Here is a 24,051-nt window from a genome sequence, read left to right on the forward strand (position 1 = left end):
AAAAACCTGCGGACGGCGGCAACCCTTTCCTCACCTGCGGCGACCAGGAGACGAACACGTCCCCTCCCCGCAAGGAAATCCGCCTCATGACTGCACGAGTTGAACAGCGCGTCCGGCACCGTCGCCGCCTCACCAAGCGGCGGTCCGTGATCGGTGGGGTCACCGCCCTCGGCATCACCGGGGCCGCGCTCGTCACGACGTCGATGCTGAGCACCGCGGGGGCGAGCTCCGTCTGGCCGACGGCCAAGGGCAGCAAGGCCGTCTCGAAGACGATCTCGGTCTCGGGCACCTACGACGGCAAGCTGACGAAGTTCTTCGGCAGTGGTTCCCTCGGCACCTCCGACCAGTCGGAGAACCAGGGCCCGATCTTCGAGCTCAAGGACGGCGCGGTCCTCAAGAACGTCATCATCGGCACCCCGGCCGCCGACGGCGTGCACTGCCTGGGCAGCTGCACGTTGCAGAACGTGTGGTGGCTGGACGTCGGCGAGGACGCGGCCACCTTCAAGGGCAAGGCATCGTCCGCGAAGTACAACGTGGTCGGCGGTGGCGCGCAGAAGGCCTCCGACAAGGTGTTCCAGTTCAACGGCGCCGGCACGCTCTCCATCACCGGCTTCCACGTGGAGAACTTCGGCAAGCTGGCGCGCTCCTGCGGCAACTGCAAGACGCAGGTCAAGCGCACGATCGTGCTCAGCGACATCGACGCGACCGCCCCGGGCAAGGCGCTGGTCGGTATCAACTCCAACTTCGGCGACACGGCGACGCTGTCGAAGATCCGTGTCACCGGCGACACCAAGAAGAAGCTCAAGACCTGCGTGCGCTTCAAGGGCAACAGCAGCGGCAAGGAGCCCACCGAGCTCGGCACCGGCGCGGACGGGACCTTCTGCAGGTTCACGTCCTCCGACATCACGTACAAGTAAGGGGGACTTCACCTCGCTCACCGGTCCTCACGACGGATTCGTGCCGCGGAAACAACCACATGCTCATGTTCAACGTCCCTAACAGTGCGTGGACGTCGGACGCATGAGTGACTCCATGGATCTGCTGGCCTGAGCCCCCCTCGGAGCCAGTCAGAGGAACGCCCCCGCCGGTGACGACCGGCGGGGGCGTTCACTTTCCCTCGTACGTCAGTACGCGGGTACGTCAGTTCATGGTCGAGCCGATGGTCGTCGAGCCCGTCGTCAGGAACGTGGTCGCCGGCAGCGAACCGCTCGACGAGCGGGCACCGTACGCCGTGGTCGCGTCCGTCGACCTGAAGGACGGCGTCGAGGTGCCGCTGTCCCAGTTGTTGGCCGCGGAGACCGTGGCGGAACCGAGCTTGTCCAGGCCGCCCTTGTTGCTCACCGCGAGGTTCCTGGCGAGCCGCGCCTTGCCCGTCGCGAAGTAGAAGCCCGCGTCGGTGTTGGCGTAGGCGGTGTTGCGGTTGAGCACGATGGCCCCGGTGTTGGAGTTCTCGGTGAAGCCGTTGCCCGCGTTGTCCCAGGCGGCGTCGTTGTTCACGACATGGGCGACCGAGGCCCCGCCGCCGCCGAGCTTGAAGCCGTTGCCGTTGCCCTCGAAGGCGGCGTCGTTCCAGCGGTTCTTGCCGTTGCCGTACGACCAGGAGTGCTCGATGGTGATCGGCGAGGAGAACTGCCAGAGGTCGAGGCCGTCGTCCGCGTTGTTGTAGAGGCGCGCGCCGGTGACCTTGTTGCCGGTGCCGGAGCCGAACTTGATGGCGATGCCGTCGGCGTTCTGCCCGTGGCTCGCGGCGTCGTAGTTGCCGTAACTGTCCAGGTTCTGCACGAGGTTGCCGGTCGTGCCGTCGCCGCGCAGCGTGAAGCCCGAGTCGCCGTTGTTCGCGGTGACCAGGTTCTTGAAGACGCCGCCGACGGAGGAGGTGGCGACGAAGCCCTGGGCGGGCGAGTTCTGCCAGGTGATGTTCTGGACGGTCCAGTAGTCGCCGTAGATCCCCGCCAGCCAGGAACCGGCGGGCAGCTTGGAGCCGTCGATCTTCACCTTCTCGCTGCCGTACGCGGTGAGCGTGATGCGCGTGGAACCGGTGCCGTTCGCCGTCGACTTGAGCGTGGCCGTCGGGTAGTACGTGCCGCCGCGCACCTGGATGGTCGTGCCCGCGGCGGCATGGGCGACGGCCGTCTGGAGCTGCGCGGTGGTGGAGACGGTGACCGTGGTGGCGGCGGCCTGCGCCGAGCCGTTGTTCGCGAGGCCGAGGTAGACGCCACCCGCCCCCGCGGCGACGGCCACCGCCGCGGCGATCGAGAGCGTACGGGTCCTGCGGTGACGTCCGGTGCTCAGAAGCACGGGGGCGTTCCTTTCCTGGAGGGACGGGAGACGAAGCGGGCCGGAGGGGCCGCCCCGGCCCGCTTCTGCTCCCTGGTCGCCGCGGTGGCGGGAAACGTTGCCGGAGGCTCACGAAAAAGGTCGAAACTTTCGCCGGTCGTCATGCCGCCTTCATCAATTGACGCGCTGTCCCCCACTGGCAACACTCCGAGAGCGCTTCCCCCACAGAATCCACCAGACTCCGACAGGATGTGTCATGCGACGCCGCACCGCCCGCGCGCTCCTGATCCCCGTCCTCGCGCTCCTCCTGGGCCTGCTGGCCGCCCCACCGAGCCCCGCGTCACCGTCACCATCGGGAGCATCGCACGTGAACGAACCGAAGTACGCCGGCTATCTCTTCGCCTACTTCACCGGCGAGGGCACGGCCGACGGCGAGCAGATCCGCTACGCCCTGAGCCGCGGTAACGACCCGCTGCACTGGCGGGAGTTGAACGCGGGCCATCCCGTTCTGACGTCCACCGTCGGCGAGAAGGGGCTGCGCGATCCCTTCGTGATCCGCTCCCCCAAGGGTGACAAGTTCTTCCTCATCGCCACCGACCTGAAGATGTACCAGAACTCCAGCGGCAGCTGGGACTACGTGCAGCGGCACGGCAGCAGGTCCATCATGATCTGGGAGTCCACCGACCTGGTGCACTGGACCGACCAGCGCCTGGTGAAGGTGGCCCCCGACAACGCGGGCAACACCTGGGCGCCGGAGGCCTACTGGGACGACTCGCTCGGTGAGTACGTCGTCTTCTGGGCGTCCAAGCTGTACGCCGACGACGACCCGGACCACACCGGATCGACGTACAACAAGATGCTGTACGCCACCACGAAGGACTTCCGCACCTTCAGCGAGCCGAAGGTCTGGGACGACCCGGGCTACTCGGTGATCGACTCGACGGTCGTCAAGAACAAGGGCAGCTACTACCGCTACACCAAGGACGAGCGCGATCCCAGCTCCTCCAGCCCCTGCTCGAAGTTCATCACCGGCGAGAAGTCGGCCTCCCTGACGAACACCAAGTACGACTTCGTCTCCGACTGCATCGGCAGCGGCTCGATCGACCGCGGCGAGGGCCCGACGGTCTTCAAGTCCAACACCGAGAACAAGTGGTACCTGTTCATCGACGAGTACGGCAGCCGCGGTTACGTCCCCTTCGAGACGACCGACCTCGACTCGGGCAAGTGGACCATGTCGACGAACTACCAACTGCCCGCCAGCCCCCGGCACGGCACGGTGATGCCGGTGACACAGGCGGAGTACGACCGGCTGCTGGCCGCCTACCCGGTGACCGGCACCTCGGTCGTGGACGCGACCGCGAAGGGCCAGAACGGGTATGCGATCGTCACCGAGTCGGCCTCGAAGGTCGTCCTGCCGATGAAGCCGGACGCGGACCTCAGGCACCTGGCCCCCACCCTGACGGTCGCCGCGGGCGCGAAGGTCAGCCCGGCCTCGGGCACACCCCGGGACTTCCGCACCCCGCGCACCTACACCGTGACGGCCCCGGACGGGACGAGCCGGACCTGGACGGTCGAGGCGGTACCCAACCGCAGCCCGGTCCTGTCCGGCCTCAACGCCGACCCGGACGTCCACTACCTGGACGGCCAGTACTGGATCTATCCGACGACGGACGGCTACGCGGGCTGGAGCGGGACGAGCTTCAAGGCGTACTCCTCGAAGGACCTGGTCCACTGGAAGGACCACGGTGTGATCCTGGACCTGGGACCCGATGTGTCCTGGGCGGACAAGAACGCCTGGGCCCCGGCGATCGCCGAACGCGATGGCAAGTACTACTTCTACTTCTGTGCGGAGCAGCAGATCGGCGTGGCGGTGGCCGACTCCCCGGCCGGTCCCTTCAAGGACGCGCTGGGCGAGCCCCTGGTGGCCAAGGGCCGGTTGACGGGCCAGATGATCGACCCGGCGGTGTTCACGGACGACGACGGTCAGTCGTATCTGTACTGGGGCAACGGCCACGGATACGTGGTGCCGCTGAACGCCGACATGGTGTCGTTCGACGCCTCGCAGGTGCGGGACATCACGCAGCCCGACTTCCGTGAGGGATCCTTCGTCGTCAAGCGGCGGGGCACGTACTACTTCATGTGGTCCGAGGACGACACCCGCAGCGAGAACTACCACGTCGCCTACGCGACCGGACCGTCCCCGCTCGGTCCGTGGACCAAGCGGGGCACGATCCTGTCCAAGCGCCCGGAGTACGGCATCAAGGGCACCGGACACCACTCCGTGGTGAACGTCCCCGGCACCGACGACTGGTACATCGTCTACCACCGGTTCGCCCTGAACGGCCCCGGGAAGGCCGGCGGGGACGGCACGCACCGGGAGACCACGATCGACCGCATGGAGTTCGCAGCCGACGGAACAATCGAACCGGTGGTGCCGACCCTGGAGTCGATCCGCCCCGTGCGGACCAAGTCCTGAGTGCTACCTGCGTACTAGCTGACGAAGTACGTCGGGTTCGGAAGCTTGAACGTCTTGTCGGCGTAGCCTCCGTCGAGGTCGGAGTACTGGTCGCCGAAGTTGGCGACGATGTCGTACCCGAGGGACTCGATGTGCTGACGGGTGCCGGACTTGTACTGCACGGTGGTGCAGTTCCAGGCGGCGGCCGTGGCGCAGGCGCTCAGGTAGGCCGGCGGGTTGGCCGCGTCCTTGAGGAACATGTGGGCGGCGTCGAGGTTGATGTCGGCGCCGACCTTCTTCAGGTTCGTGACCGCGTCGACGCGCTGCGACTCCTTCAGGCCCGAGTTGTAGAAGACCTCGACGCCCCTGGACTTGGCGTACGCGACGAGTTCGGGGGTGCCGAAGACGGCCGGACGGTCGGCCTGGGCCACGTACGCGGCCCAGGAGGCCGAGTTGTACGTGTAGTTGGTCTTCTTCTCGTAGTCGAGGGAGAGCAGCAGCGTGTCGTCGATGTCGAAGACGACCGCGGGCTTCTCGCCCCGGTGCTTCGCCCTGTGCGCCGCCCTGTCGATGTAGCGCTTGGCGTCCGACTCCAGGCGCGACAGGTCCTTGGCGTACTGGCTGTCCTTGGACGCCTGGTACACGCCGTTGCTGTCGAGCGTGGCGCCGTAGTAGGTGTCGATGTCCTTGACCAGGAGCCCGATGTTGTAGGGCTCGTGGGTCGAGTTGGCCGTCGACTGGCCGGCCGTGGCGACGCCCGTGCCGTAGAGGGCTCCGCCGGCGACGGCACAAGCGGCCGCGATGGCTGCCGCTCTGAGGGACTTCCGCATGGATTCTCCGGATCTGAGTGATGGGTGACCAGGTCATTCCGCACCAGGTCAGGGACTGTCTACGCGCATCACGCACGCCATGCGGGAGGCTTTATCCGATCGAGACCTCACCCGCGGGCGGCCTCCCCCCGGATGCATTGCCCGCAGATGGCCTCGAATTGACCTTCTCTTGAACCGGTTCTCCTAGGGTCGGAACGCACATGCGAACGATGCGTCAGACGGGGAGAGCCGCATGGGTGAGGGCAACGGCGACGGCATGGTCCTGCACATCCACACCGCCGACCTGAAGCGCGCGGCACCGGACTTCCACGAAGGGGCCAAGAACCTCAGCAAGGCACTCACCACCCTCGTCACCACCCTGGACAGCCTGGGAAAACCCTGGGGCGACGACAAACAGGGCAAGGAGTTCGGGGACGCCTACTCACCGCAGCAGAAGAAGATAGAGAGCGCGGCGGGCACCCTCGTACTCGGCCTGGTGAGCATCCACGAGGCCATGAACGACCTGGCGGACGGCACCGTCGACAACGACCAGCTGATCGCGGGAATGTTCACCGAGGTGAAGACCGCCGGGACCGACAAGGCAGGGAGCGACGGTTCCGGTGAGCGTTGAGGACGAGGCCAAGAAGATCCTGCTGAAGCTGGGCCTGTGGTGGCCGGACGCCAACTCCGGTTCGCTGCGGGCCGCGGCGACCGCCTGGCGCACCTTCGCCGACTCGGTCGACGACGTACGAGGACCGGTGCACACGAGTGCGTCCTCCCTCATCCACCACAACTCCGGCGAGTCGATAGACGCGTTCGAGAAGTTCTGGAACCGCTACGCCAAGGGCAAGGACGCCGGCTGGCTGAGCGACCTGGCGGAGTCGTCCCGGGCGATGGCGAAGGCCCTGGACAAGTTCGCGGACGCCATCGACGACGCCATCAACAAACTCTGGACGCAGATCGGCATCGACGCCGCCGTGATCGCGGGCGGGGTGGCGCTGGCCTTCTTCACGGCGGGCCTCGCCTCCGGAGCCGCCGTCGCGGCAGCCGACGCCATCATCGAGTTCGGCGCCACCATGGGCGTCGCGGTCACCACCACCGTCGCGGAGATAGCGGCGGGCACCCTGGTCGCGGCGGCCTTCGGCGGCATCGAGTCGGTCACCGTCGACCTGGCCGTGGCCCAGCCCCTGAAGATGGCCGCCGGTCTGCAGCAGGGCTTCAGCCTGGACGAGGTCAACCAGGCCGCCAAGGACGGCATGATCTTCGGCGGCGCGCTGGGCGCGGGCGGCGGCGTGCTGAAGGCGGGCATGGAGGGCGCGTTCAGCGACACCACTCCCCTCCTGCTGCGCCCGCCGTCCCTCCGCCCCGACCTGGTCGAGCTCGGACCCGCCGCGCGCAACGCGGAGCGCACGCCGTGCGTCGGCGAGCCGATCGACGTGGCGACGGGCGCCATGCTGATGTCCCAGACCGACCTGACACTGCCGGCCTCCTTTCCCCTCCTCTTCCAGCGCACCCATCTGTCCTCCTACCGGGGCGGGGTCTGTTTCGGCCCGACCTGGATCTCCACCCTCGACGAGTGCGTGCAGATCGACGGCGAGGGGGTCGTCTTCGCGGCGGCGGACGGCATGCGGCTCGTCTACCCCGTGCCGGAGCCGGATGTGCCGACCCTCCCTCTGAAGGGCGCGCGCTGGCCACTGCGCTGGGACGGCAAGCCCGACGGCGTCATGACCATCACCGACCCCGACTCCGGAGTCGTCCGCACCTTCAGCACCCCCTTCTCCTCGGGCTCCTTCGGCGTCTTCCATCTCCCCCTGGGCTCCTGGAGCGACCGAAACGGCGCTCGCATCGACATCGAGCGTGACGACGAAGGCATCCCGTTCGGCATCCGCCACTCCGGCGGCTACTACCTGGCCGTCGACACCCAGGGCCCCCGCGTCACCGCCCTGCGCCTGCTCGACGAACCCCCCTCCCGCTACGGCCCCGACGGCCCGGTGGGCGAGGGCACGCTCGTCATGCGGTACGGCTACGACCCGTCGGGCAACCTCACCGAGGTCGTCAACTCCAGCGGTGAGCCGCTCCGGTTCACCTACGACGACCAGGGCCGGATGACGCGCTGGACCGACCGCAACGGGACCTGGTTCTCCTACGTCTACGACGAACGCGGCCGTGTCGTGCGCACCGAGGGCGTCGACGGCATCCTGTCCGGCACGCTGACGTACGACGAGGCGGCGGCCACGACGACGTACACCGATTCGCTCGGCCGCGTCTCCAGCCATCGCTACAACTCCGAGGGCCTGGTCGTCGAGGAGACGGACCCGCTGGGGCACGTCACGCGCACGGAGTGGGACGAGTCGGGCACCAAGCCCCGCTCGGTCACCGATCCGCTGGGCCGGACGACCCGGTACGGCTACGACGGCTCCGGAAACCTGACCGAACTCACGCTTCCCGACGGCTCGGTGGCTCGGGCGGCCTACAACGAGCTGGCCCTCCCGACGGAGATCCTCGAACCGGGCGGAGCGACCTGGCGACACACCTACGACGAGCGCGGCAACGTGCTGACGACCGTCGACCCGGCCGGCGCCGAGACCCGATACGCGTACGACGAGTCAGGCCGTCCGACAGCCGTCACAGACGCGCTCGGCCACACGCGCACCACGGCGTACGACGCCGCCGGGCTGCCCGTCGCGCTCACCGACGAACTGGGGCACACGACGTCGGTACGCCGCGATTCCTTCGGCCGGATCGTCGACGTGACCGACCCGCTGGGCCACACCACCCGCATGGGCTGGACAACGGAGGGCAAGCCAGCATGGCGCGAACAAGCGCACGGTACTAGGGAGTTGTGGACCTGGGACGCCGAGGGCAACCTCCTCACCCATACCGACCCCGCGGGCAACACGACACATCGCACCGCCGGTCACTTCGACGTCGCCGCCTCCCGAACGGACCCGGACGGTGCGACTTACGCGTTCGCCTACGACACCGAGTTGCGGCTGACGGGCGTCACCAATCCGCAGGGGCTGACCTGGTCGTACAGCTACGACGCGGCGGGCCGCCTGACAGCGGAGACCGACTTCAACGGCCGGACCCTCACCTACACGCACGAGGCGGCGGGCGCCCTGCTGTCCCGCACCAACGGCGCGGGGGAGACGCTGCGCTTCACACGGGACGCACTCGGCCGGGTGACAGAGCAGTTCGACAACACGGGCACCGTCACAAGGTACGCGTACGGTCCGGACGGTCACCTCGCGCACGCGGCCAACGCGGATGTCGACATCACGATCGAGCGCGACGCGCTCGGCCGTGTTCTCACCGAAACCGTCAACGGTCGTACGACCGCACACACCTACGACGCTCTCGGCCGGCGCACCCGTCGCCGGACCCCGAGCGGCATCACTTCGCAATGGACGTACGACGCTGCGGGGCGTCCGGCCGAGCTCCGGGTCGCGGACGGGGAGTTGCGGTTCACCTACGACGCGGCGGGACGCGAGACACGTCGCCTCATCGGTACGGACACAGCCCTCTCCCAGAGCTGGGATGCGAGCGACCGCCTCACCGCCCAGTCCCTCACGACACGGGGCGCCGAGGCAGCGGACCTCCTGCTCCAGCACCGCGCCTACGCCTACCGAGCCGACGGCTACGTCACCGAAGTCCGCGAACTCACTTCCGGAACCCGCCGCTACGACCTCGATGTCATGGGGCGAGTCACGGGCGTACGCGGTCACGGATGGACCGAGACCTATGCGTACGACACGTCGGGCAACCTCGCCCACGCTTCGGCGCCGGCCCATGACGCGGCTGGTGACCATGAATCCGAGGGCACCCTCGTCCGCCGCTCCGGCCGCACGTCGTACGAGTACGACGCGCAGGGCCGCCTGGTACGCAAGACCCGAGCGCTGCTCAACGGGCAGCAACGGATCTGGACGCTCACCTGGAGTGCGGAGGACCGTCTCACCGAGGCAACGACACCGGAGGGCGAGCGCTGGCGCTACGCATACGATCCGCTCGGTCGCCGCATGTCCAAGTGCCGTCTCCGCGAGGATGGTTCAGAGACCGATCGCACTCACTTCACCTGGGACGACACCCATCTCGCCGAACAGCGGGCCGCTGACGGCGGGGTCACCACCTGGGACTACGCGCCCGGCACACACCGCCCCCTCGCTCAGACCAGTCACAGACCTGCGGAGGTGGCCCGGGGCACCTCGTTCCTCGCTCAGCTCGCCGAGGACACGACGGCCGACCGCACCGTCCGCTTCCACGCTGTCGTCACGGACTCGGTCGGTACCCCGACCGAACTCGTCTCCAGCGACGGCAACGTGGTCTGGCAGCGCCGTACCACCCTCTGGGGAACGAGGTATCCGGCGCCCACGGACGACCACGAGTCCGTGGACTGCCCGCTCCGGTTCCCGGGCCAGTACGCGGACCCCGAAACCGGCCTGCATCACAACTTCCACCGGTACTACGACCCGGAGACCGCACGCTATGTCTCGTCCGACCCACTCGGTCTGGACGCCGGCCCGAACCCCTACTGGTACGGCCCGCATCCGCTGACCTGGATCGACCCCTACGGGCTCGCGATGTGCCGCACCACTCCGAGGCTTGAGGACGGCAACCCCAAGGAGGGCTGGCAGCACATCGACGAACGTCACATCGCGGGTACCGCGAACGGCGGCCACGGCGATCTCCTGCCTCCGTCGACCACACGCACCCAGGTGGAGAAGGCCGCGGAGACGATGATCGAGAAGGGCACACGCGTTTCGGATCCTGCGCGCCGGATGCAGACCTACGAGAAGAGGATGATCGTGAACGGAATGCGGGCCCGGTACCGCCTGGTCGTCGACTCGGACGACGGGAATCGCATCATCACCTTCTTCCCGGTAGGAAAGAGCTACACCCCGTGATCACTGTGCAGTTCACCGTTCGACCCGGCCAGGGCGACCCCAGCGGATTCGACCTCGGTGACATGTCCGTCACCGGGGGGCTCGGTACGGCCGATTCAGCAGGCCGTACCCCCGACCAGGGCATGATGATCTACCTCTCGGTGACACAGCTGCTGGACAGCCTCCGGGCTTTTCTCAGCGGCCATGGCAAAACGCTCACTTTCACCGGTGTCGACACCTCGTTCAGCCTCGTCTTCCGGCGCATCAAGGACGGAGTCTCCGTCGCCTTCAGGGACGGCATCATCGCCCGCACGGCGTCGGACGAACTCGCATCAGCGGTACTGGGTGCGGCCGAATCGCTGTCCCTCACTCTCCCCCCCGGGGATCCTGCCGCACCCGACTACGCGGACGCCTTGGCAGCTTTTCGTCCACTCGTGGCCAGGCGCGAGCATGGCGAACTTTGAAAGGATCTGAAGAATTGACCGACGGATTCGACCTCGCCGCGGGCTCGCACGCCCCCTCGCCGGTCGTCCTCGCCGTGTTCCTGCTGGGCGGCCTGGTCGCCCTCTGGTGCGGAGTGGGCTGGGCGTTCGACGTGCGGGGGATCACCACCCGGCGCTCCGAGCGGATGCGCCGTAAGAATGAGGAGAGCTGGGCGGCGATGGGGCGTCTGGGCGGGTCGCCCACCCTTTTCGCGACCCCTGGCTATCTCCGGTTCCTGGGTGCGCTGATGGGGTTCGCCGGTGTGATCCTGTGCGTGGTGGCGTACGCCCTGTGGCACTTGGGCTGAGTGTGCGTCGCTGTACGTGCGGGAAGCGGTCGGCCCTGCCGCTTCCCGCACGGGACGGTTGCCGAGAGCTAGTTCATCGTGGCGCCGATCGTCGTGCTGCCCGTCGTCAGGAACGTCGTCGCGGGCAGCGAGCCGTCTGACTTCCGGGAGTTGTACGTCGTCGACGCGTCCGTGGAGACGAAGGACGGGGTGGAGACGCCCGAGTCCCAGTTGTTGCCGGCGGACGTGACCGAGGACCCCTTGGAGACCGCCGCGCTGCCGTTGCTCACCGCCAGGTTCTTGCCGAGCTTCGCGGAGCTGGTGGCGAAGTAGTAGCCGTACTTGCCGTTGGCGTACGCGGTGGTGCGGTTGATGACGATCGAGCCGGTGTTGGAGTTCTCGGTGAAGCCGTTGCCCGCGTCGTCCCAGGCGGCGGAGTTGTTGACGACGTGCGCGACCGTCACGCCGTTCCCGCCAAGTTTGAAGCCGTTGCCGTTGCCCTCGAAGGCGGAGTCGCCCCAGCGGTTCTTGCCGTTGCCGAAGGACCAGGTGTGCTCGATGGTGACCGGCGAGGAGAAGGACCACAGATCGATGCCGTCGTCCGAGTTGTTGTACAGCCGGGCCCCAGTCACCAGGTTGCCCGTGCCGGAGCCGAACTTGATGGCCACGCCGTCCGCGTTCTGGCCGTGCGTGGCGGCGTCGTAGTTGCCGTACGAGTCGATGTTCCTGACCGTGTTGTTGACGGTGCCATCACCCGTGAGCGTGAAGCCGGAGTCGCCGCCGTTGATGGTCTTGATGTCGTTCCAGTTCGTACCGGTGCAGGACTGGCAGACGACCGCGCTGTCCGGGGAGTTCTGGAAGGTGAGGTGGGAGACGTTCCAGTAGTCGGCGGTCAGCTTGAAGATCCAGTCCCCGGCGGGCAGCGACGAGCCGTCGATCTTCACCGTCTCCGTGCCGTACGCCTGGAGGGTGACAGGGCTCGACGAGGTGCCGTTGGCCGTCGACTGGAGGGTGGCCGTCGGGTAGTACGTGCCGGCGCGCACCTGGATGACGGTGCCGGCGGTGGCGTTCTTGATGGCGCTGGTGAGGTCGGCCGTGGTGCTGACGACGACGGTCGCCGCCTGGGCCTGGGTGGGCAGGACGGCGAGTCCGGCGCCGAGCGTCAGGGCGGCGCCGAGGACGAGAGCGGTTCGACGAGACATGGAGTGCGGTCCTTTCGTCGATACGGTGGGGGACTGCTTCGGTACCTTCTTCGGGGCTTGCTTCGGTGCGCTCTTCGGTGGTCCCGTCGGGGACGTCACGGGCACCAGTCGCCCAGATACGCCGCACGCGTGTGCGACACGGCTTCCGTGTCCGTGAGCTGGGGACGGTTCTCCGGCACGGTGATCTCCGCGCCGGGGCCGGTGTTGCGGTACTCGCGAAAGCGCATGGACTGCCAGGGGTAGGCCTCGCGCATGTCGACGTAGGGCGCCACCGCGTCGATGCCGGGGCCGAGTTCCGTCTCCCGTACGACCAGGGACGGCCAGGCCGTCGTCTCGTACGACGGCACCCACGGCCGCGCGATCTTGTACGCACCGTCCTGCGCGCCCGAGGTGACCCGGCCGCGCAGGGCCAGGAAACCGTGCGGGTTGGCGCGGGCCGTGGAGGGCGCGAAGACCATCCCCTCGGGTGTGAAAGCGACGTCCCGGTCGAGGGTGTGGAAGTGGCAGCGCTCGAAGACGGCGGTGGCCCGCCCGAAGACGAAGTCGACGTCGCCCTCGATATAGCAGTCCCGGTAGTACTGGCGGTCGAAGGCGGTCAGGGCCGTCGTGTCCGCGAACAGGGTGTCCTGGTGTGCCAGCAGGCGGACGTGGATGAAGGACGAGCGGTCCCCGGTGACGTACGCCGCCACCGCCTGGGTCCCGGTGATGTCCGGGTGGTCGGCTCGCAGCCAGTCGTTGGCGAGCGTCAGCCCGTGCACGGTGAGCCCCGGCGCCGCCGAGGTGAAGGTGGCGGAGCCCGCGGTGCCGTACGTTCCGGAGCCGTCCGGTTTCGGAGTGCCGTTGGCATGGTCGTGCACGATGACGGCGTCGCGCGGGTCGCGGCCGGCGCCGAGCAGCGTCAGGCCGGCCTTGTCGGCGGGGATGTTCACGACCTCGCGGTACGTGCCCGGGTGCACGACGATCGTCCAGCCGGCGCCCGTCACCGCGTCGACGGCGGCCTGGACGGAGTCACCGGGTCGGACGTGCAGCACCCGGCGCCCGCCCGCGAAGGCGGGAGTCGCGCCGAGGGCGCCGAGCGCACCGGCCGTGGCGAGAAAGGCGCGTCGGCGCATCTCAGCACCCCTTCCACGGTGTCCAGTCGCCGAGGTACGCCTCCCGGGTCGCGGACGCGGCCTCCCTGGGGCTCAGTTGGGGACGGTTCTCCGGGACGCTGATGACGGCGCCCGGCCCCGTGTTCCGGTACTCGGCGAAGCGCTGGCTCTGCCACGGGTAGGCGTCCGCCATGTTGGTGTAGGGCGCGACCGCGTCGGTCCCGGCGGCCAGGCGGGTGTCACGGACGGTCAGCATGGGCCGGGCGGTGGTGTCCGAGCCGGGCACCCAGGGACGGGCGAGCTTGTAGTACGCGTCCGGGGCTTCGCTGCTGACACGGCCGTGGGCGACCAGGTAGCCGCGCGGGTTGGCGAGCGCGGTGGAGGGGGCGAAGACGAAGCCGTACGGGGCGGTCGCCAGGTCCGTGCGGTTCAGGGTGCGGAAGTGGCAGCGCTCGAAGACGGCGGTCGCCCGGCCGAAGACGAAGTCCACGTCACCTTCGACGTAACAGTCGCGGTAGTACTGGCGGGCGAAGGTGCCGAGCGCGATCGAGTCGGCGTACAGCGTGTCCTGGTGGCCCAGGAACCGGCACCCCACGAAGGCCGAGCGGTCGCCCTGCACCTTGACGGCGACCGCCTGGGTGCCGGTGATCTCGGGGTGGTCGGCGCGCAGGAAGTCGTTGGCGAAGGTGATCGAGCGGGCGGTGAACCCGTCGGCCTGCACGGTGGTGGTGGCCGACCCGGTGGTCCCGTAGGTGCCGCCGCCGGGCTTCGGGGTGCCGCCCGCGTTGTCGTACACGACGACGACGTCACGCGGGTCCCCGGAGGCGCCGATCCAGGTCATCTCCGTACGGGCGACGCTGACGGCGACGGTCTCCCGGTATGTTCCCGGCGCGATGACCAGCGTGTATCCGGCCCCGCTCGCGGCGGTCACGGCGGCCTGGACGGTGGTGTGGTCGCCGAGGCCGCCGGGGTGGACGTACAGGGTCCGCTCGGTGAGCCGGGCGGACGGCGAACCGTAACGCCCGAAGGGGGACTTCTCCTGGGGCCGCGCCTGGGCCCGTGCGGGAGTCGCGAGGCCGAGCGCGAGCGCGGCTCCGGCACTGGCGACGAGGAAGGTTCTCCGGCCGGGGACGGCAGGGCCGGGTGTGGTGGTGCCGGGTGTGGTGGTGCCGGGTGTGGTGGTGCGGGAGAGCATGGCGATGCTCCTTCGCTGTGCCGCGAGGCTCAGAGGCCTCGCGGGCTCTGCGGGAGGGACGAAGGGCCGGAGCGGTACGCCCTGGGTGACGGGCGGTGCGGAGCCGCTCCGGCCTGACCGGGAGGGCTGGAACGACCGGAGCCGGTTCGACCGGATCAGCCGGCCGGCCGGATCAGCCGGTCGGCCAGATGAGTTGGTCGGCCGGATCAGCCAGTCAGCAGATCTTTCCGGCGCCCGCCTCGTGGTCCACGATCCGCGGCACCGCCCTGGGCGAGTCGACCTTCGTGCGCAGGGTCGGCGTCCATCCGGCCCCGGACTGCAGCGTCTCCGCCGGGATCTCCGCGTTGTGCACGGCGATCAGATCGGTGGCCGCCCCGTTGACGTAGTTGTCCGCGGCGGTGAGCGGCGCCTCCTTCCACTTCTTCAGGACGGTCGCCGCGCTGACCCCGGCAGGCAGCGTGAACGCGTTGTGCTCGGCGACGAGTTGGGACTCCATGCCGATGCCGTAGCTGTAGGAGTAGCCGTCGCCCGCGACGAAGTGGTTGTTGTACGAGTCGACCTGGCCGAAGCGGACGCGCGGCGCGCGCTCGACGAGGTTCGAGAACAGGTTGTGGTGGAAGGTGACCTTGAGGTGGCCCCGGTCGACCGCCGCGGTGGACGCGCTGTCGCTGTTGCCGATGAGGATCGTCTTGTCGTGGTCGGCGAAGACGTTCCAGGAGGCGGTCACGTAGTCCGCGCCCTTGACGATGTCCAGCTCGCCGTCGTGCTGCTCGAAGATCCGGCCGAAGTACGTGGGCAGCGTGCTGTCGGGGTGGTCCCCGTCGGTGAAGGTGTTGTGGTCCAGCCAGACGTGCGTGGAGCCGTACACCACCGCGCTGTCGTACTCGGAGTTCCAGTTGCCGACGGAGGTGTCGGTCGGGTCCCACTGCGGGAAGCAGTCGAGCGGGCTCTCGAAGGTGAGGTTGCGGACGATGACGTTGTCCACGGCCTTGATCTGGAGGCTGGCGCCCTTGAACCCCGCGCCCTTGCCGAGGCCGACGAGGGTGGTGTTGGCGGGGATCTCCGCCTTGATGGCGGTGTCCTGGTGGGCGGCGGAGGCACGGCGCAGGCCTTCGGGGCTGTCGTCGGGCTCGGCGTCCAGGTTGGTGCCGTATCCCCAGTTCTCCGGCGAGTACTTCTGCAGATAGGCGTCGAAGTCGTAGCCCGGCGCGGCGAAGGAGTCGCAGCCCTCGGCGTTGGCGTCGATCGTGCCCTTCACCTGGATGATCCTCGGGGCGGTGCCGCCGTTCTTCAGCGCGGCCTTGAACTCGGCCCAGGTGGTGACGGTGTACACGTGCGCGGCGTCGGCCGCCGCACCACCGGAGGTGCCCGTGCCGTACGCGCCCCAGCCGTCACCGGCGGCGAGGGTCCCTCGGCCGAGGTCGCCCGACCGGGCCTGGGCCTGGGCGGTGGTGCCGGTGACGGCAAGGGCCAGGGCGGTGCAACCGACCAGCAGGGCCGTCGTCGCCGGCCTTACTGTGACATGGACATGCCATCTCTGTGTGTTCACTGTGCGGCTCTCCTTCTGGCGGAGGTCTGTGGAAGGGGGTTACGCGGCCGCGTCCGGCCAGGTGATCCATGACTCGGGGACTTCCTCGTCCAGCCGGCGCACGTCCCGGTGTGCCAGCACCCGGCGGTGCAGCAGCTCGGCCGCGACGAGACGGGCCACGGCGATCGCACCCGGCGGGTTGAAGTGGGTGTTGTCCTGCTCGGTCGCGGTCCAGTTGAAGTACTTCTTGGTCTCCTCGACGCCGAGCCGCTGCCACAGGGCGATCGACAGGGCCTGGATGTCGAGCAGCGCCACGCGCTCCTCCTCGGCGAGGGCACGCATCGCCGCCGGGTAGTCGCCGTGGGTCGGCACGGCGTTGCCGTCCGCGTCGAACCTGCGGCGCTCGACGGGGGTGGCGAGGACGGGGCACGCCTTCTGGGCGCGCGCCCCGTCGATGTACTGGCTCAGGTAGTCCTGGTACGTCGTCCAGGGCTCGGTGTAGCGCGTGGGGTCGGCGCTCTTCTCGTCGTTGTGGGCGAACTGGACGAGCAGGAAGTCGCCGGGCCGGATCGCCTCGAGGATGACGTCGAGCCGCCCCTCGTCGACGAAACTCTTCGAACTGCGCCCGTTCACGGCGTGGTTGGCGACGTCCAGGTGCTCCCCCAGGAAGAACGGAAGCGCCATGCCCCAGCCGGTCTCCGGCGCGGCGTCGGCATACTTCTGGGCGGCGGTGGAGTCACCAGCGATGTAGAGGGTGCGGTGACGCTGGGTGGCCTGTGCGGTGCCGGTTGCCACAAGGGCGACGGGAACGGCGGCAAGAGCCGCCGAGGTGACCTGTCTACGCGTAAGGGACACGAACGTGTGCCTTTCAGCAGGGGGAGGGGCCCGCGCCCCTGTCTTTGGGGGCGCGGGGCTGTATCGATGTGCGGCTCCGCCGTGTGGGCGCGACCAGCCACAACGGCCCCGCAGCCAAGAACCGACCGAACCACCCGAGTTGTCAGTGATTCGCCTTCCAGTCCGCCTGCGCCTTGTTCAACTGGTCGGCCAGCGTGTCCAGGAACTGCTTCGCGCTCATCTTCCCGAGCAGCAGCTTCTGGAAGTTCGGCTCGTTGTCGGACTTGGAGATCGTGTTCCAGTCCGGCAGGTAGTACGGCAGCTGCACGATCTTGGTGCCGGCCCCGTTCAGCGCCTCCGCGGCCAGCTTGGTGGGCTCGGCCTTCTGGATCCACGCGTCCTTCGCCGCGTCGGTGTTCGCCGGGACCTGTCCCGCCGACTCGTTGAACTTGGAGTTCTCCGCCGCCGAGAGGGCGAACTCGATGAACTTCCAGCCGGCCGCCTTGTTCTTGCTGGACTTGAACAGGCTCATCCCGTCGACCGGGTTGGACACCTGCACGCGTGTGCCGTCGTCCTGCGTCGGGTTCGGGACGCCGCGGAACTTCTCCGCGCCCAGCGCCTTCACGTGGTCCTGGTAGGAGCCGAGGTTGTGGCTGAGCATGCCGATGGTGCCGCTGTCCCACTGCGCGACCATCTTGGTGAAGTCGTTGTTGACGTCGGCGGACGGGGTGTCCTTCTTGTACAGGGCGATGTACTTCTCGAGGGCGGCGACGTTCTTCGGGTCGTTGACGGTGGTCTTGTCGCCGTTCCAGAACGAGGTGATGCCGGTCTGGCCGTACACCGCGTCGAGGGCCGGCGCGATGGCGCCCTCGCCGCCCCGGATGGTGAAGCCGAACTTGTTCTTGCCCTTGTCGGTGAGCTTGTCGGCGGCGTCGTAGAACTTCGACCAGGTGGTCGGGGCGTCCAGTCCCGCCGCCTTGAACAGGTCCGTCCGGTACCACAGCGTGCCGTTGTTGGCGGAGGTCGGCACCTGGTACAGGGCGTCACCGCCGCCCGCGGACCGGCTGACGTCGAGCAGGTTCTGGCTCAGCTTGCCGTCCAGCGAGCTCCCCTTGAGCCGGCTGTCCAGCGGCTCCAGCGCTCCCTGGACGGCGACCTCGGCGAGCATCGCGGTGCCCACACCGCCGACGTCGGGCAGGCCGCCGCCCTGGATGGCGGTGTCGTACTTCGACTGGGCGCTCGCCGCCGGGATGCCGACGTACTTGACCTTGATGTCCGGGTACTTCTTCTCGAAGTCCGCGATGATCTGCTTCCAGATGTCGGTGCGGACACCGCCGTTGTTGTCCCAGAAGGTGATCTCGCCCTTGCCGGAGCCCTCGGTGCCCTTGTCGCCCGCCGCTCCGCTGCCGTTGTCGCCGCAGGCGGTGGCGGTGAGCGCGAGCACGGAGCCCAGGGCGACGACCGTCGCGGCACGCCCGGTTCTGCGGATGTTGATCTTCATTGATCGGCTCTCTTCTTCTGGATCCAACGGGGTTGTGGGGTCTTGTCAGCGGAAGGAACTGGTGATGCGGAACTGCGTGAACGAGGCCGTGCCGGCGTGTCCCCCGCCGACGGGCGCGAGTGCGAACAGTCCGAGCAGGGCGCCGACCCAGCGCCAGGGGGTGGCGGCGAAGACCTGGCCGGAGGACTGCCGGCCGCCCCCGACGTCGTAGGAGAACCGGCAGCGCGCCCCCGCCCCGCTCTCGATCCACAGCCGGGCCCGCCCCTCGGGCGCCTCTCGCGGATGCGCGGCGTCGCGCTCCCTCCCCCACTGCCCCAAAGGCGTGGGAGGTGCCCCCAGGGCGACCGACTCGGCGAACCGGTGCACGAGCCGCACCGACCCGTCCGCCTCCCGCTGGAGCCCGATCCAGCTGAAGGCGTCGCCGAGCACCGCGAGTCCCGCCCGTGCCCCCGGCTCCTCGCTGTCGAGGCGCAGCTCCACCTCGACGGTGGCGGGGCTGCCGGGCAACCGCTGGGTGAGGACGTTCGGCAGTCTGCGCAGGTCGTGCGCGTGCTCCGTCCGTACGCAGCTCAGCCGCAGCCCGTCCCCCGAGTGCTGGGTGGCCCAGCCGTCCTGCCGGTTGGCGGTCCACTGCCACTGCCGTCCGAACCGGCCGCCGGGGAAGTCGTCGTCGGTGGCGGGCGCGGAGGGCGGCTGCGTCGGCAGTCGGGGCTTGCGGTGTACGGCGACGGGGACACCCTTGTCACCGAGCACCGGCCAGTTGTCGTCGCCCCAGCTCATCGGCTGGAGGTGGACGACACGTCCGTAGGGTCCGCGCTGCTGGAAGTGCGCGAACCAGTCCTCGCCCGCCCCGGTGCGCACCCAGCCGCCCTGGTGGGGGCCATTGACCTCGGTGTCCCCCTGTTCCAGCACCACCCGCTCCTCGTACGGGCCGAAGAAGCCGCGCGAGCGGAAGACACCCTGCCAGCCGGTCTCCACTCCCCCGGCGGGTGCGAAGATCCAGAACCAGCCGTCGTGCCGGTAGGCCTTGGGCCCTTCAAGGGTGAACCAGCCCGGGATCCGGTCCGCGTCGATGATCACCTTGCCCTCGTCGAGGAGTCCGGTGCCGTCGGGGCGCATACGGTGGCCGGTGAGCCGGTTCTTCACGCCCGCGCGGGACTTGGCCCAGGCGTGCACGAGATACGCCTCTCCGGTCTCCTCGTCCCACAGCGGGCAGGCGTCGATGAGTCCCTTGCCCTCCTTGACCAGATGCGGCCGGGTCCAGGGACCGCGGATCTCCGGGGCGTTGACCTGGAAGATGCCGTGGTCGGGGTCGCCCCAGAAGATCCAGAAGCGGTCGTCGTGGTGCCGCAGGGACGGCGCCCACACTCCGCCATCGTGCCTGGGTTTCCTGAAGTCCCTCGCGGGTTCGAGGAGTTGGAGGGCGTGTCCGACGAGCGTCCAGTTGACCAGGTCGCGGGAGTGCAGGAGCGGCAGGCCGGGCACGCGACCGAAGCTGGAGGCGGTGAGGTAGAAGTCGTCGCCCACGCGCAGGAGGTCGGGGTCGGACCAGTCGGCGTCGAGGACCGGGTTGCGGTAGGTGCCGTCGCCGAGGTCGGCGGAGGTCAGCGCCATCAGGGGCTCACCGCCTTCCGTACCAGCGCCGCGGCCTCGCTTCTGCCGAGGGTGCCGTCCGCGACGACCGTGACGACCCGGCGCACGACCGTCTCCCCGGGCAGGATCGGCAGCCGTTCGGTGTGCGCGAGACAGGAGCCGACACCCGGGTACTCGGTGGTGCGCACGAACCACGGGTCGCGGCGGGTCGCGGCGGTGGCCCCGGCGAAGACGAGGGTCCAGCCCGCGCCCACGAGGGCGAGCCAGTCAGCGGGGGCCCCGTGGACCGCCTCCTCGCCCTCGGTGTCGGCGGTGAAGACGCGCGGCGCCTGTGCTTCCTTGCGGGCCCGCCAGAAGAAGCCGCCGTAGGCCGCTCCGGGCCGCCCGTTGGTGGCCGGGCTGCCGATCGACAGGGGGTGCGTGGTCGTGTTCGTGAGGGAGAAGGTGAAGTCCAACGCCCAGGCGGAGTCGGTGAGTTCGGTGACGGCGACCGTGCGGCGCTCGCGCAGCAGCTCACCGCCCGCGGCCACCCAGCGCAGCTCCTCCACGAAGCCGTCGGGGTCGCGCAGCTGGAATCCCGAGTGCCGCTGGGCGCCGTGGTTGGCCAGCTCGGTGGGTCCCTGGTCGCGGACGTAGGTGCGGCCGCCCCAGAAGTTGTGCCCCTCGACGTCGGGAACGGCGACACCGACGCCGAGGTGGTGGGTGTGGTCGGCGGGGCTGAGCTCGGTGACAGCCGTGCCGGCCAGGGTGGTGACCGGGTGGAGGTAGGGGCGCGGCGAGAACCGGGGCGCGAGTTCGGGACGGGTGACGTACCGGCCGACCGGGCGACCCGCGACGCGCAGGACGAGCGAGTCGGTGCTCTGCGCGTGGTTCATGGAGTGCTCACCTCGCTTCCCACCTTGTTCGCGGCCTGGTTCGGCCGGGCCCAGGAGGCGCCGAGCTCGGAGTAGAGGGCGAGGGTGTCGGCGGCGGCCGCGACGAGTCCGTCGATGCCGGGCACGACCCTGCGGTTCTCCTCGGTGAGCGGCTCCCAGGCGCCGGCGGGCAGCGCGAGCGGGTCCGGCGCCTGCCGGATCGCTTCCACCACCTTCATGAAGGCACCCGTCGTATCCGGCGCGACCAGCAGTTCGGCGCCCTCCGTCAGATGCGCGACCAGGTTCTCCAGCAGGTCCGTACGGCCGTACTCGATCTCCTCGGGGCCGTGCCCCGACCGCTGCACCAGCACGCGGTCCTGCTTGTACCAGAAGGTGATCCGGCCGCTGGAGCCGTGCACCAGGACGTACGGCTCGCCGGGCCGCTCGGCACAGAGCGTGGCGGCGACGGTGACCCGACCCCGCGGGGTGGTGATCCGTACGCAGGACGTGTCGTCCGACTCGATGTCGTTGGCGTGCAGCAGCTCCGTCTCGATCGCGGTGACGTCCTCGGCGCGGGTGGACCCGTTGAGCGCGAGGGCGGTGGCGACGGCGTGCGCGAGGGGGTTGGTGAGCGCCCCGTCGATCACGTCCACGCCGTTCAGACGGCGCTTGCCCGCCCACGGCGCCCGCCGGTAGTACGCCTCGTCGCGTGCCCAGGCGCCCGCCCCGCCGATCCCGGCCACCTGGCCGATCACACCCTGCGCGATCAGCTTCCGGATCGCGGGCACGGCGTGCGAGCCGAGCGACTGGAAGCCGATCTGGCAGACGACCCCGGCCGCGGCGACCCCGTCGGCCATCCGGCGGAACTCCGCGTACGACGGCGCGGGCGGCTTCTCCAGGAGCAGGTGTACGCCCTTGCCCGCGGCGATCAGCGCCAGGTCGGTGTGGGTGGGGATGGGCGTGCAGATCACGGCGATCGCGGCGCCGGTGGAATCGAGGAGGGCGCCGAAGTCGGCCGACTGCTCGACGGTCTGCCCGTTCAGTTCCTCCGCGTCGAGCGGGGTCAGCTCGCAGATGCCCGCCAGCCGCAGAAGCCCCTTGTCCTGGAGCCGGCGGATGTTCTCCAGGTGCCAACGGCCGTGGCCGCGCGCACCCGCGAGAACGACGGGCAGCGGCAGTTGTCCGGTGAGCGTGCTCGACGGGAATTCCTCGGCGGGCCTCATCCCTTCACCGCCCCCGCGCTGAACCCGGTGATCAGCCACTTCTGGATGAAGGCGAAGACGATGACGACGGGGACGGCCGCGATGATGCCGCCCGCGGCGAGCGCGCCCAGGTCGACGCTGTCGGAGCTCATCAGCGTGTTGAGTCCGACGGGGATGGTCTGCTTGCTCTGGTCGCTGAGGAACATCAGGGCGAACAGGAAGTGGTTCCAGGCGTGCACGAAGGCGAAGGAGCCGACGGCGATCAGCCCGGGCCGCAGCAGGGGCAGGACGACGATCCGGAAGGCGGTGAAGCGGTCGCAGCCGTCGACCCAGGCGGCCTCTTCGAGCGAGTACGGGACGTTCCTGATGAACCCGCTGATGAGGATCATCGACAGCGGCAGCTGGAAGACCGTCTCGGCGATGATGACGCTGCCCAGCGAGTTGATCATCTGGAGCTTGGCGAAGATCTGGAAGAGCGGGACCAGGAGCAGCGCGCCCGGCACGAACTGGGAGCAGAGCAGCGCCAGCATGAAGCCGCGCTTGATCCTGAAGTCGAAGCGGGCCAGGGCGTAACCGCCGGCGAGGGCGACGAGGGTCGTCATCACCAGGGTGGCGACGGCGATGAGCACGCTGTTCTGGAAGTAGGTCCCGAAGCTGCGGTCGTTCCACACCTTGTCGAAGTGGTCGAAGGTCATGGGCCACGGCACGAGCGAGGTCGAGCCGGCCGGGCGGAGCGCGAAGAGCAGGATCCAGTAGAAGGGGATCAGGGTGAACAGGAGGTAGAGGGAGAGCGGGAGGTAGATGTGCCAGCGCGGGACCTCGTCCCAGGCGCGGCGCTTCTTTCGCGGGCGCTGCCGGGGTTCCTCGGCGGGCGGGGCGGGCGCCGCGGGGGCGCTGATCGTGGCGTCCTCGGTGATCACTTGTCCCCGCCTCCGAACTTGCTCAGTCGCAGATAGACGACCGAACAGAACAGCAGAATCACGAACGCGACCGTGGTGAGGGCGGACGCGTAGCCGAAGTTGTGGGCGTCGACGCTGGTGTTGGCGATGTAGAGCGGGAGGGTCGTCGTCTCGCCCGCGGGACCACCGCCCGTCAGCGTGTAGAGCAGGTCGACGTTGTTGAACTCCCACACCGCGCGCAGCAGCGTGGACAGGATGATCGCGTCCTTCAGGTGCGGCAGCGTGATGTGCAGGAACTGCTTGAAGCGGCTGGCGCCGTCGACCTCGGCGGCCTCGTACAGGTCCTTGGAGACGGACTGGAGGTCGGCGAGGATCAGGATCGCGAAGAAGGGGACACCGCGCCACAGGTCGGCGACCACGGCCGCCGGGAAGACGGTGGAGGTGTCCGACAGCCAGCTGGTGCCGTACTGTCCGATGCCCGCGTCGGCCAGGTAACGGGTGATGCCGGTCTGGGAGTTGTAGAGCAGCACCCAGATCGCGGAGGTCAGCACGCCGGAGACGGCCCAGGGCGAGAAGACCAGCGCGCGGCCGACGGCCCGTCCCACGAAGGTCTGGTTGACGATCAGCGCGAGCGCGAGCCCGAAGAGCAGTTGCAGGCCGACCTCGACGAAGACCCACTTGGCGCTGAAGGTGAGTGTGTCCCAGAACTGGGGGTCGCTGGTGAAGGCGTGGGTGAAGTTGTCGAAGCCCGCGAAGCCGTTGCGCCACGGTTTGGTGGGGTTGTAGTTCTGCAGGCTGTAGTAGAAGACGCTGATGACCGGGTAGGCGATGAAGCCCAGCATCAGCAGGCCCGCCGGGGCGATCAGCAGATACGGGAGCTTGCGGGGCGTCGCCGAGCCACGGCGCCGCCGGGGTGGCGCGGGCTGTTTCGCCACGACTGCGGCTTGGGCCATGACTGTTCT

Annotated in this window: 19 protein-coding genes; 6 read left to right on the forward strand and 13 right to left on the reverse strand. The window is 69.0% G+C overall.

The features are described 5' to 3' along the window. The first annotated feature begins 86 nt into the window (after window positions 1-86). The gene (locus tag ACIRA5_RS21505) at window positions 87-917 is read left to right on the forward strand and encodes a pectate lyase (RefSeq protein ID WP_403692945.1); all 831 of its coding nucleotides are present in this window, start codon (window positions 87-89) and stop codon (window positions 915-917) included. A gap of 223 nt (window positions 918-1,140) precedes the next feature. On the opposite strand, the gene ACIRA5_RS21510 is transcribed toward ACIRA5_RS21505, so the two are convergent. Then, window positions 1,141-2,298, reverse strand: a complete 1,158-nt coding sequence (locus ACIRA5_RS21510) for a pectate lyase (protein ID WP_403692946.1) — start codon at window positions 2,296-2,298, stop codon at window positions 1,141-1,143. Window positions 2,299-2,533: 235 nt separating this feature from the next. Here ACIRA5_RS21510 and ACIRA5_RS21515 point away from each other — a divergent pair, with 235 nt between their 5' ends. Next, entirely contained in the window at window positions 2,534-4,753 is a 2,220-nt protein-coding gene (locus ACIRA5_RS21515; protein WP_403692949.1) for a family 43 glycosylhydrolase, read from the forward strand. A 14-nt stretch (window positions 4,754-4,767) separates the two neighbouring features. Here the strand turns inward: ACIRA5_RS21515 and ACIRA5_RS21520 are convergent, their stop codons facing one another. Continuing rightward, window positions 4,768-5,562 (reverse strand): HAD family acid phosphatase, encoded by a 795-nt coding sequence (locus ACIRA5_RS21520; protein WP_403692952.1) that lies wholly within the window; start codon window positions 5,560-5,562, stop codon window positions 4,768-4,770. 232 nt (window positions 5,563-5,794) lie between these two features. Here ACIRA5_RS21520 and ACIRA5_RS21525 point away from each other — a divergent pair, with 232 nt between their 5' ends. Genes ACIRA5_RS21525 through ACIRA5_RS21540 form a run of 4 tightly spaced genes read left to right on the forward strand, consistent with a single transcriptional unit; the run spans window position 5,795 to window position 11,211 of the window. Continuing rightward, the gene (locus tag ACIRA5_RS21525; protein ID WP_403692954.1) at window positions 5,795-6,172 is read left to right on the forward strand and encodes a hypothetical protein; all 378 of its coding nucleotides are present in this window, start codon (window positions 5,795-5,797) and stop codon (window positions 6,170-6,172) included. Beyond that, on the forward strand, window positions 6,162-10,442 hold the full coding sequence (locus ACIRA5_RS21530) for a DUF6531 domain-containing protein (RefSeq protein ID WP_403692957.1): 4,281 nt from the start codon (window positions 6,162-6,164) through the stop codon (window positions 10,440-10,442). The genes ACIRA5_RS21525 and ACIRA5_RS21530 overlap by 11 nt, the downstream gene beginning before the upstream one ends. Then, a complete protein-coding gene (locus ACIRA5_RS21535; RefSeq protein WP_403692958.1) occupies window positions 10,439-10,885 on the forward strand; it encodes a hypothetical protein in 447 nt (148 codons plus the stop codon). Before ACIRA5_RS21530 ends, ACIRA5_RS21535 begins: the two co-directional genes overlap by 4 nt. Window positions 10,886-10,899: 14 nt before the next feature. Beyond that, window positions 10,900-11,211 carry a hypothetical protein gene (locus ACIRA5_RS21540; RefSeq protein ID WP_403692961.1) on the forward strand — a complete coding sequence of 104 codons (312 nt, stop codon included), beginning with the start codon at window positions 10,900-10,902 and terminating at the stop codon, window positions 11,209-11,211. Window positions 11,212-11,279: 68 nt separating this feature from the next. Here the strand turns inward: ACIRA5_RS21540 and ACIRA5_RS21545 are convergent, their stop codons facing one another. From ACIRA5_RS21545 to ACIRA5_RS21595, 11 genes are all read right to left on the reverse strand, one after another. Continuing rightward, window positions 11,280-12,392, reverse strand: a complete 1,113-nt coding sequence (locus ACIRA5_RS21545; protein WP_403692964.1) for a chondroitinase-B domain-containing protein — start codon at window positions 12,390-12,392, stop codon at window positions 11,280-11,282. Between the two features lie 95 nt (window positions 12,393-12,487). After that, window positions 12,488-13,504, reverse strand: coding sequence for a pectinesterase family protein (locus ACIRA5_RS21550; RefSeq protein WP_403692967.1), 1,017 nt, complete (start codon window positions 13,502-13,504; stop codon window positions 12,488-12,490). 1 nt (window position 13,505) lies between these two features. Next, window positions 13,506-14,678: a pectinesterase family protein gene (locus ACIRA5_RS21555; protein ID WP_403692969.1), complete on the reverse strand. Its 1,173-nt coding sequence runs from the start codon at window positions 14,676-14,678 to the stop codon at window positions 13,506-13,508. Window positions 14,679-14,892: 214 nt separating this feature from the next. Further along, window positions 14,893-16,227: a polysaccharide lyase family 1 protein gene (locus ACIRA5_RS21560; protein ID WP_403692971.1), complete on the reverse strand. Its 1,335-nt coding sequence runs from the start codon at window positions 16,225-16,227 to the stop codon at window positions 14,893-14,895. A gap of 39 nt (window positions 16,228-16,266) precedes the next feature. Beyond that, the gene (locus tag ACIRA5_RS21565; RefSeq protein WP_403692973.1) at window positions 16,267-17,061 is read right to left on the reverse strand and encodes a rhamnogalacturonan acetylesterase; all 795 of its coding nucleotides are present in this window, start codon (window positions 17,059-17,061) and stop codon (window positions 16,267-16,269) included. A 142-nt stretch (window positions 17,062-17,203) separates the two neighbouring features. Beyond that, window positions 17,204-18,541 carry an ABC transporter substrate-binding protein gene (locus ACIRA5_RS21570; protein WP_403692974.1) on the reverse strand — a complete coding sequence of 446 codons (1,338 nt, stop codon included), beginning with the start codon at window positions 18,539-18,541 and terminating at the stop codon, window positions 17,204-17,206. A 45-nt stretch (window positions 18,542-18,586) separates the two neighbouring features. Then, on the reverse strand, window positions 18,587-20,155 hold the full coding sequence (locus ACIRA5_RS21575) for a family 43 glycosylhydrolase (RefSeq protein WP_403692976.1): 1,569 nt from the start codon (window positions 20,153-20,155) through the stop codon (window positions 18,587-18,589). Then, window positions 20,155-21,009 (reverse strand): PmoA family protein, encoded by an 855-nt coding sequence (locus tag ACIRA5_RS21580; protein ID WP_403692978.1) that lies wholly within the window; start codon window positions 21,007-21,009, stop codon window positions 20,155-20,157. Before ACIRA5_RS21580 ends, ACIRA5_RS21575 begins: the two co-directional genes overlap by 1 nt. Beyond that, complete coding sequence (locus ACIRA5_RS21585; RefSeq protein WP_403692980.1) at window positions 21,006-22,211, reverse strand: Gfo/Idh/MocA family protein; 1,206 nt, start codon at window positions 22,209-22,211, stop codon at window positions 21,006-21,008. The genes ACIRA5_RS21580 and ACIRA5_RS21585 overlap by 4 nt, the downstream gene beginning before the upstream one ends. Then, the gene (locus ACIRA5_RS21590; protein ID WP_403692981.1) at window positions 22,208-23,110 is read right to left on the reverse strand and encodes a carbohydrate ABC transporter permease; all 903 of its coding nucleotides are present in this window, start codon (window positions 23,108-23,110) and stop codon (window positions 22,208-22,210) included. The genes ACIRA5_RS21585 and ACIRA5_RS21590 overlap by 4 nt, the downstream gene beginning before the upstream one ends. Beyond that, complete coding sequence (locus ACIRA5_RS21595) at window positions 23,107-24,042, reverse strand: carbohydrate ABC transporter permease (RefSeq protein ID WP_075026190.1); 936 nt, start codon at window positions 24,040-24,042, stop codon at window positions 23,107-23,109. The genes ACIRA5_RS21590 and ACIRA5_RS21595 overlap by 4 nt, the downstream gene beginning before the upstream one ends. Window positions 24,043-24,051: the final 9 nt, after the last annotated feature.

Origin of the sequence: Streptomyces sp. NPDC096311, assembly GCF_044763085.1 — a bacterium.
Lineage (GTDB): Bacteria > Actinomycetota > Actinomycetes > Streptomycetales > Streptomycetaceae > Streptomyces.

What these genes read in the sequence shown, in the direction of transcription:
- ACIRA5_RS21585 (WP_403692980.1), bottom strand. Translation starts at nt 22,211, where the DNA reads ATGAGGCCCGCCGAGGAATTCCCGTCGAGCACGCTCACCGGACAACTG.
- ACIRA5_RS21550 (WP_403692967.1), bottom strand. Translation starts at nt 13,504, where the DNA reads ATGCGCCGACGCGCCTTTCTCGCCACGGCCGGTGCGCTCGGCGCCCTC.
- ACIRA5_RS21525 (WP_403692954.1), top strand. Translation starts at nt 5,795, where the DNA reads ATGGGTGAGGGCAACGGCGACGGCATGGTCCTGCACATCCACACCGCC.
- ACIRA5_RS21575 (WP_403692976.1), bottom strand. Translation starts at nt 20,155, where the DNA reads ATGGCGCTGACCTCCGCCGACCTCGGCGACGGCACCTACCGCAACCCG.
- ACIRA5_RS21555 (WP_403692969.1), bottom strand. Translation starts at nt 14,678, where the DNA reads ATGCTCTCCCGCACCACCACACCCGGCACCACCACACCCGGCACCACC.
- ACIRA5_RS21580 (WP_403692978.1), bottom strand. Translation starts at nt 21,009, where the DNA reads ATGAACCACGCGCAGAGCACCGACTCGCTCGTCCTGCGCGTCGCGGGT.
- ACIRA5_RS21545 (WP_403692964.1), bottom strand. Translation starts at nt 12,392, where the DNA reads ATGTCTCGTCGAACCGCTCTCGTCCTCGGCGCCGCCCTGACGCTCGGC.
- ACIRA5_RS21570 (WP_403692974.1), bottom strand. Translation starts at nt 18,541, where the DNA reads ATGAAGATCAACATCCGCAGAACCGGGCGTGCCGCGACGGTCGTCGCC.
- ACIRA5_RS21520 (WP_403692952.1), bottom strand. Translation starts at nt 5,562, where the DNA reads ATGCGGAAGTCCCTCAGAGCGGCAGCCATCGCGGCCGCTTGTGCCGTC.
- ACIRA5_RS21515 (WP_403692949.1), top strand. Translation starts at nt 2,534, where the DNA reads ATGCGACGCCGCACCGCCCGCGCGCTCCTGATCCCCGTCCTCGCGCTC.
- ACIRA5_RS21595 (WP_075026190.1), bottom strand. Translation starts at nt 24,042, where the DNA reads ATGGCCCAAGCCGCAGTCGTGGCGAAACAGCCCGCGCCACCCCGGCGG.
- ACIRA5_RS21505 (WP_403692945.1), top strand. Translation starts at nt 87, where the DNA reads ATGACTGCACGAGTTGAACAGCGCGTCCGGCACCGTCGCCGCCTCACC.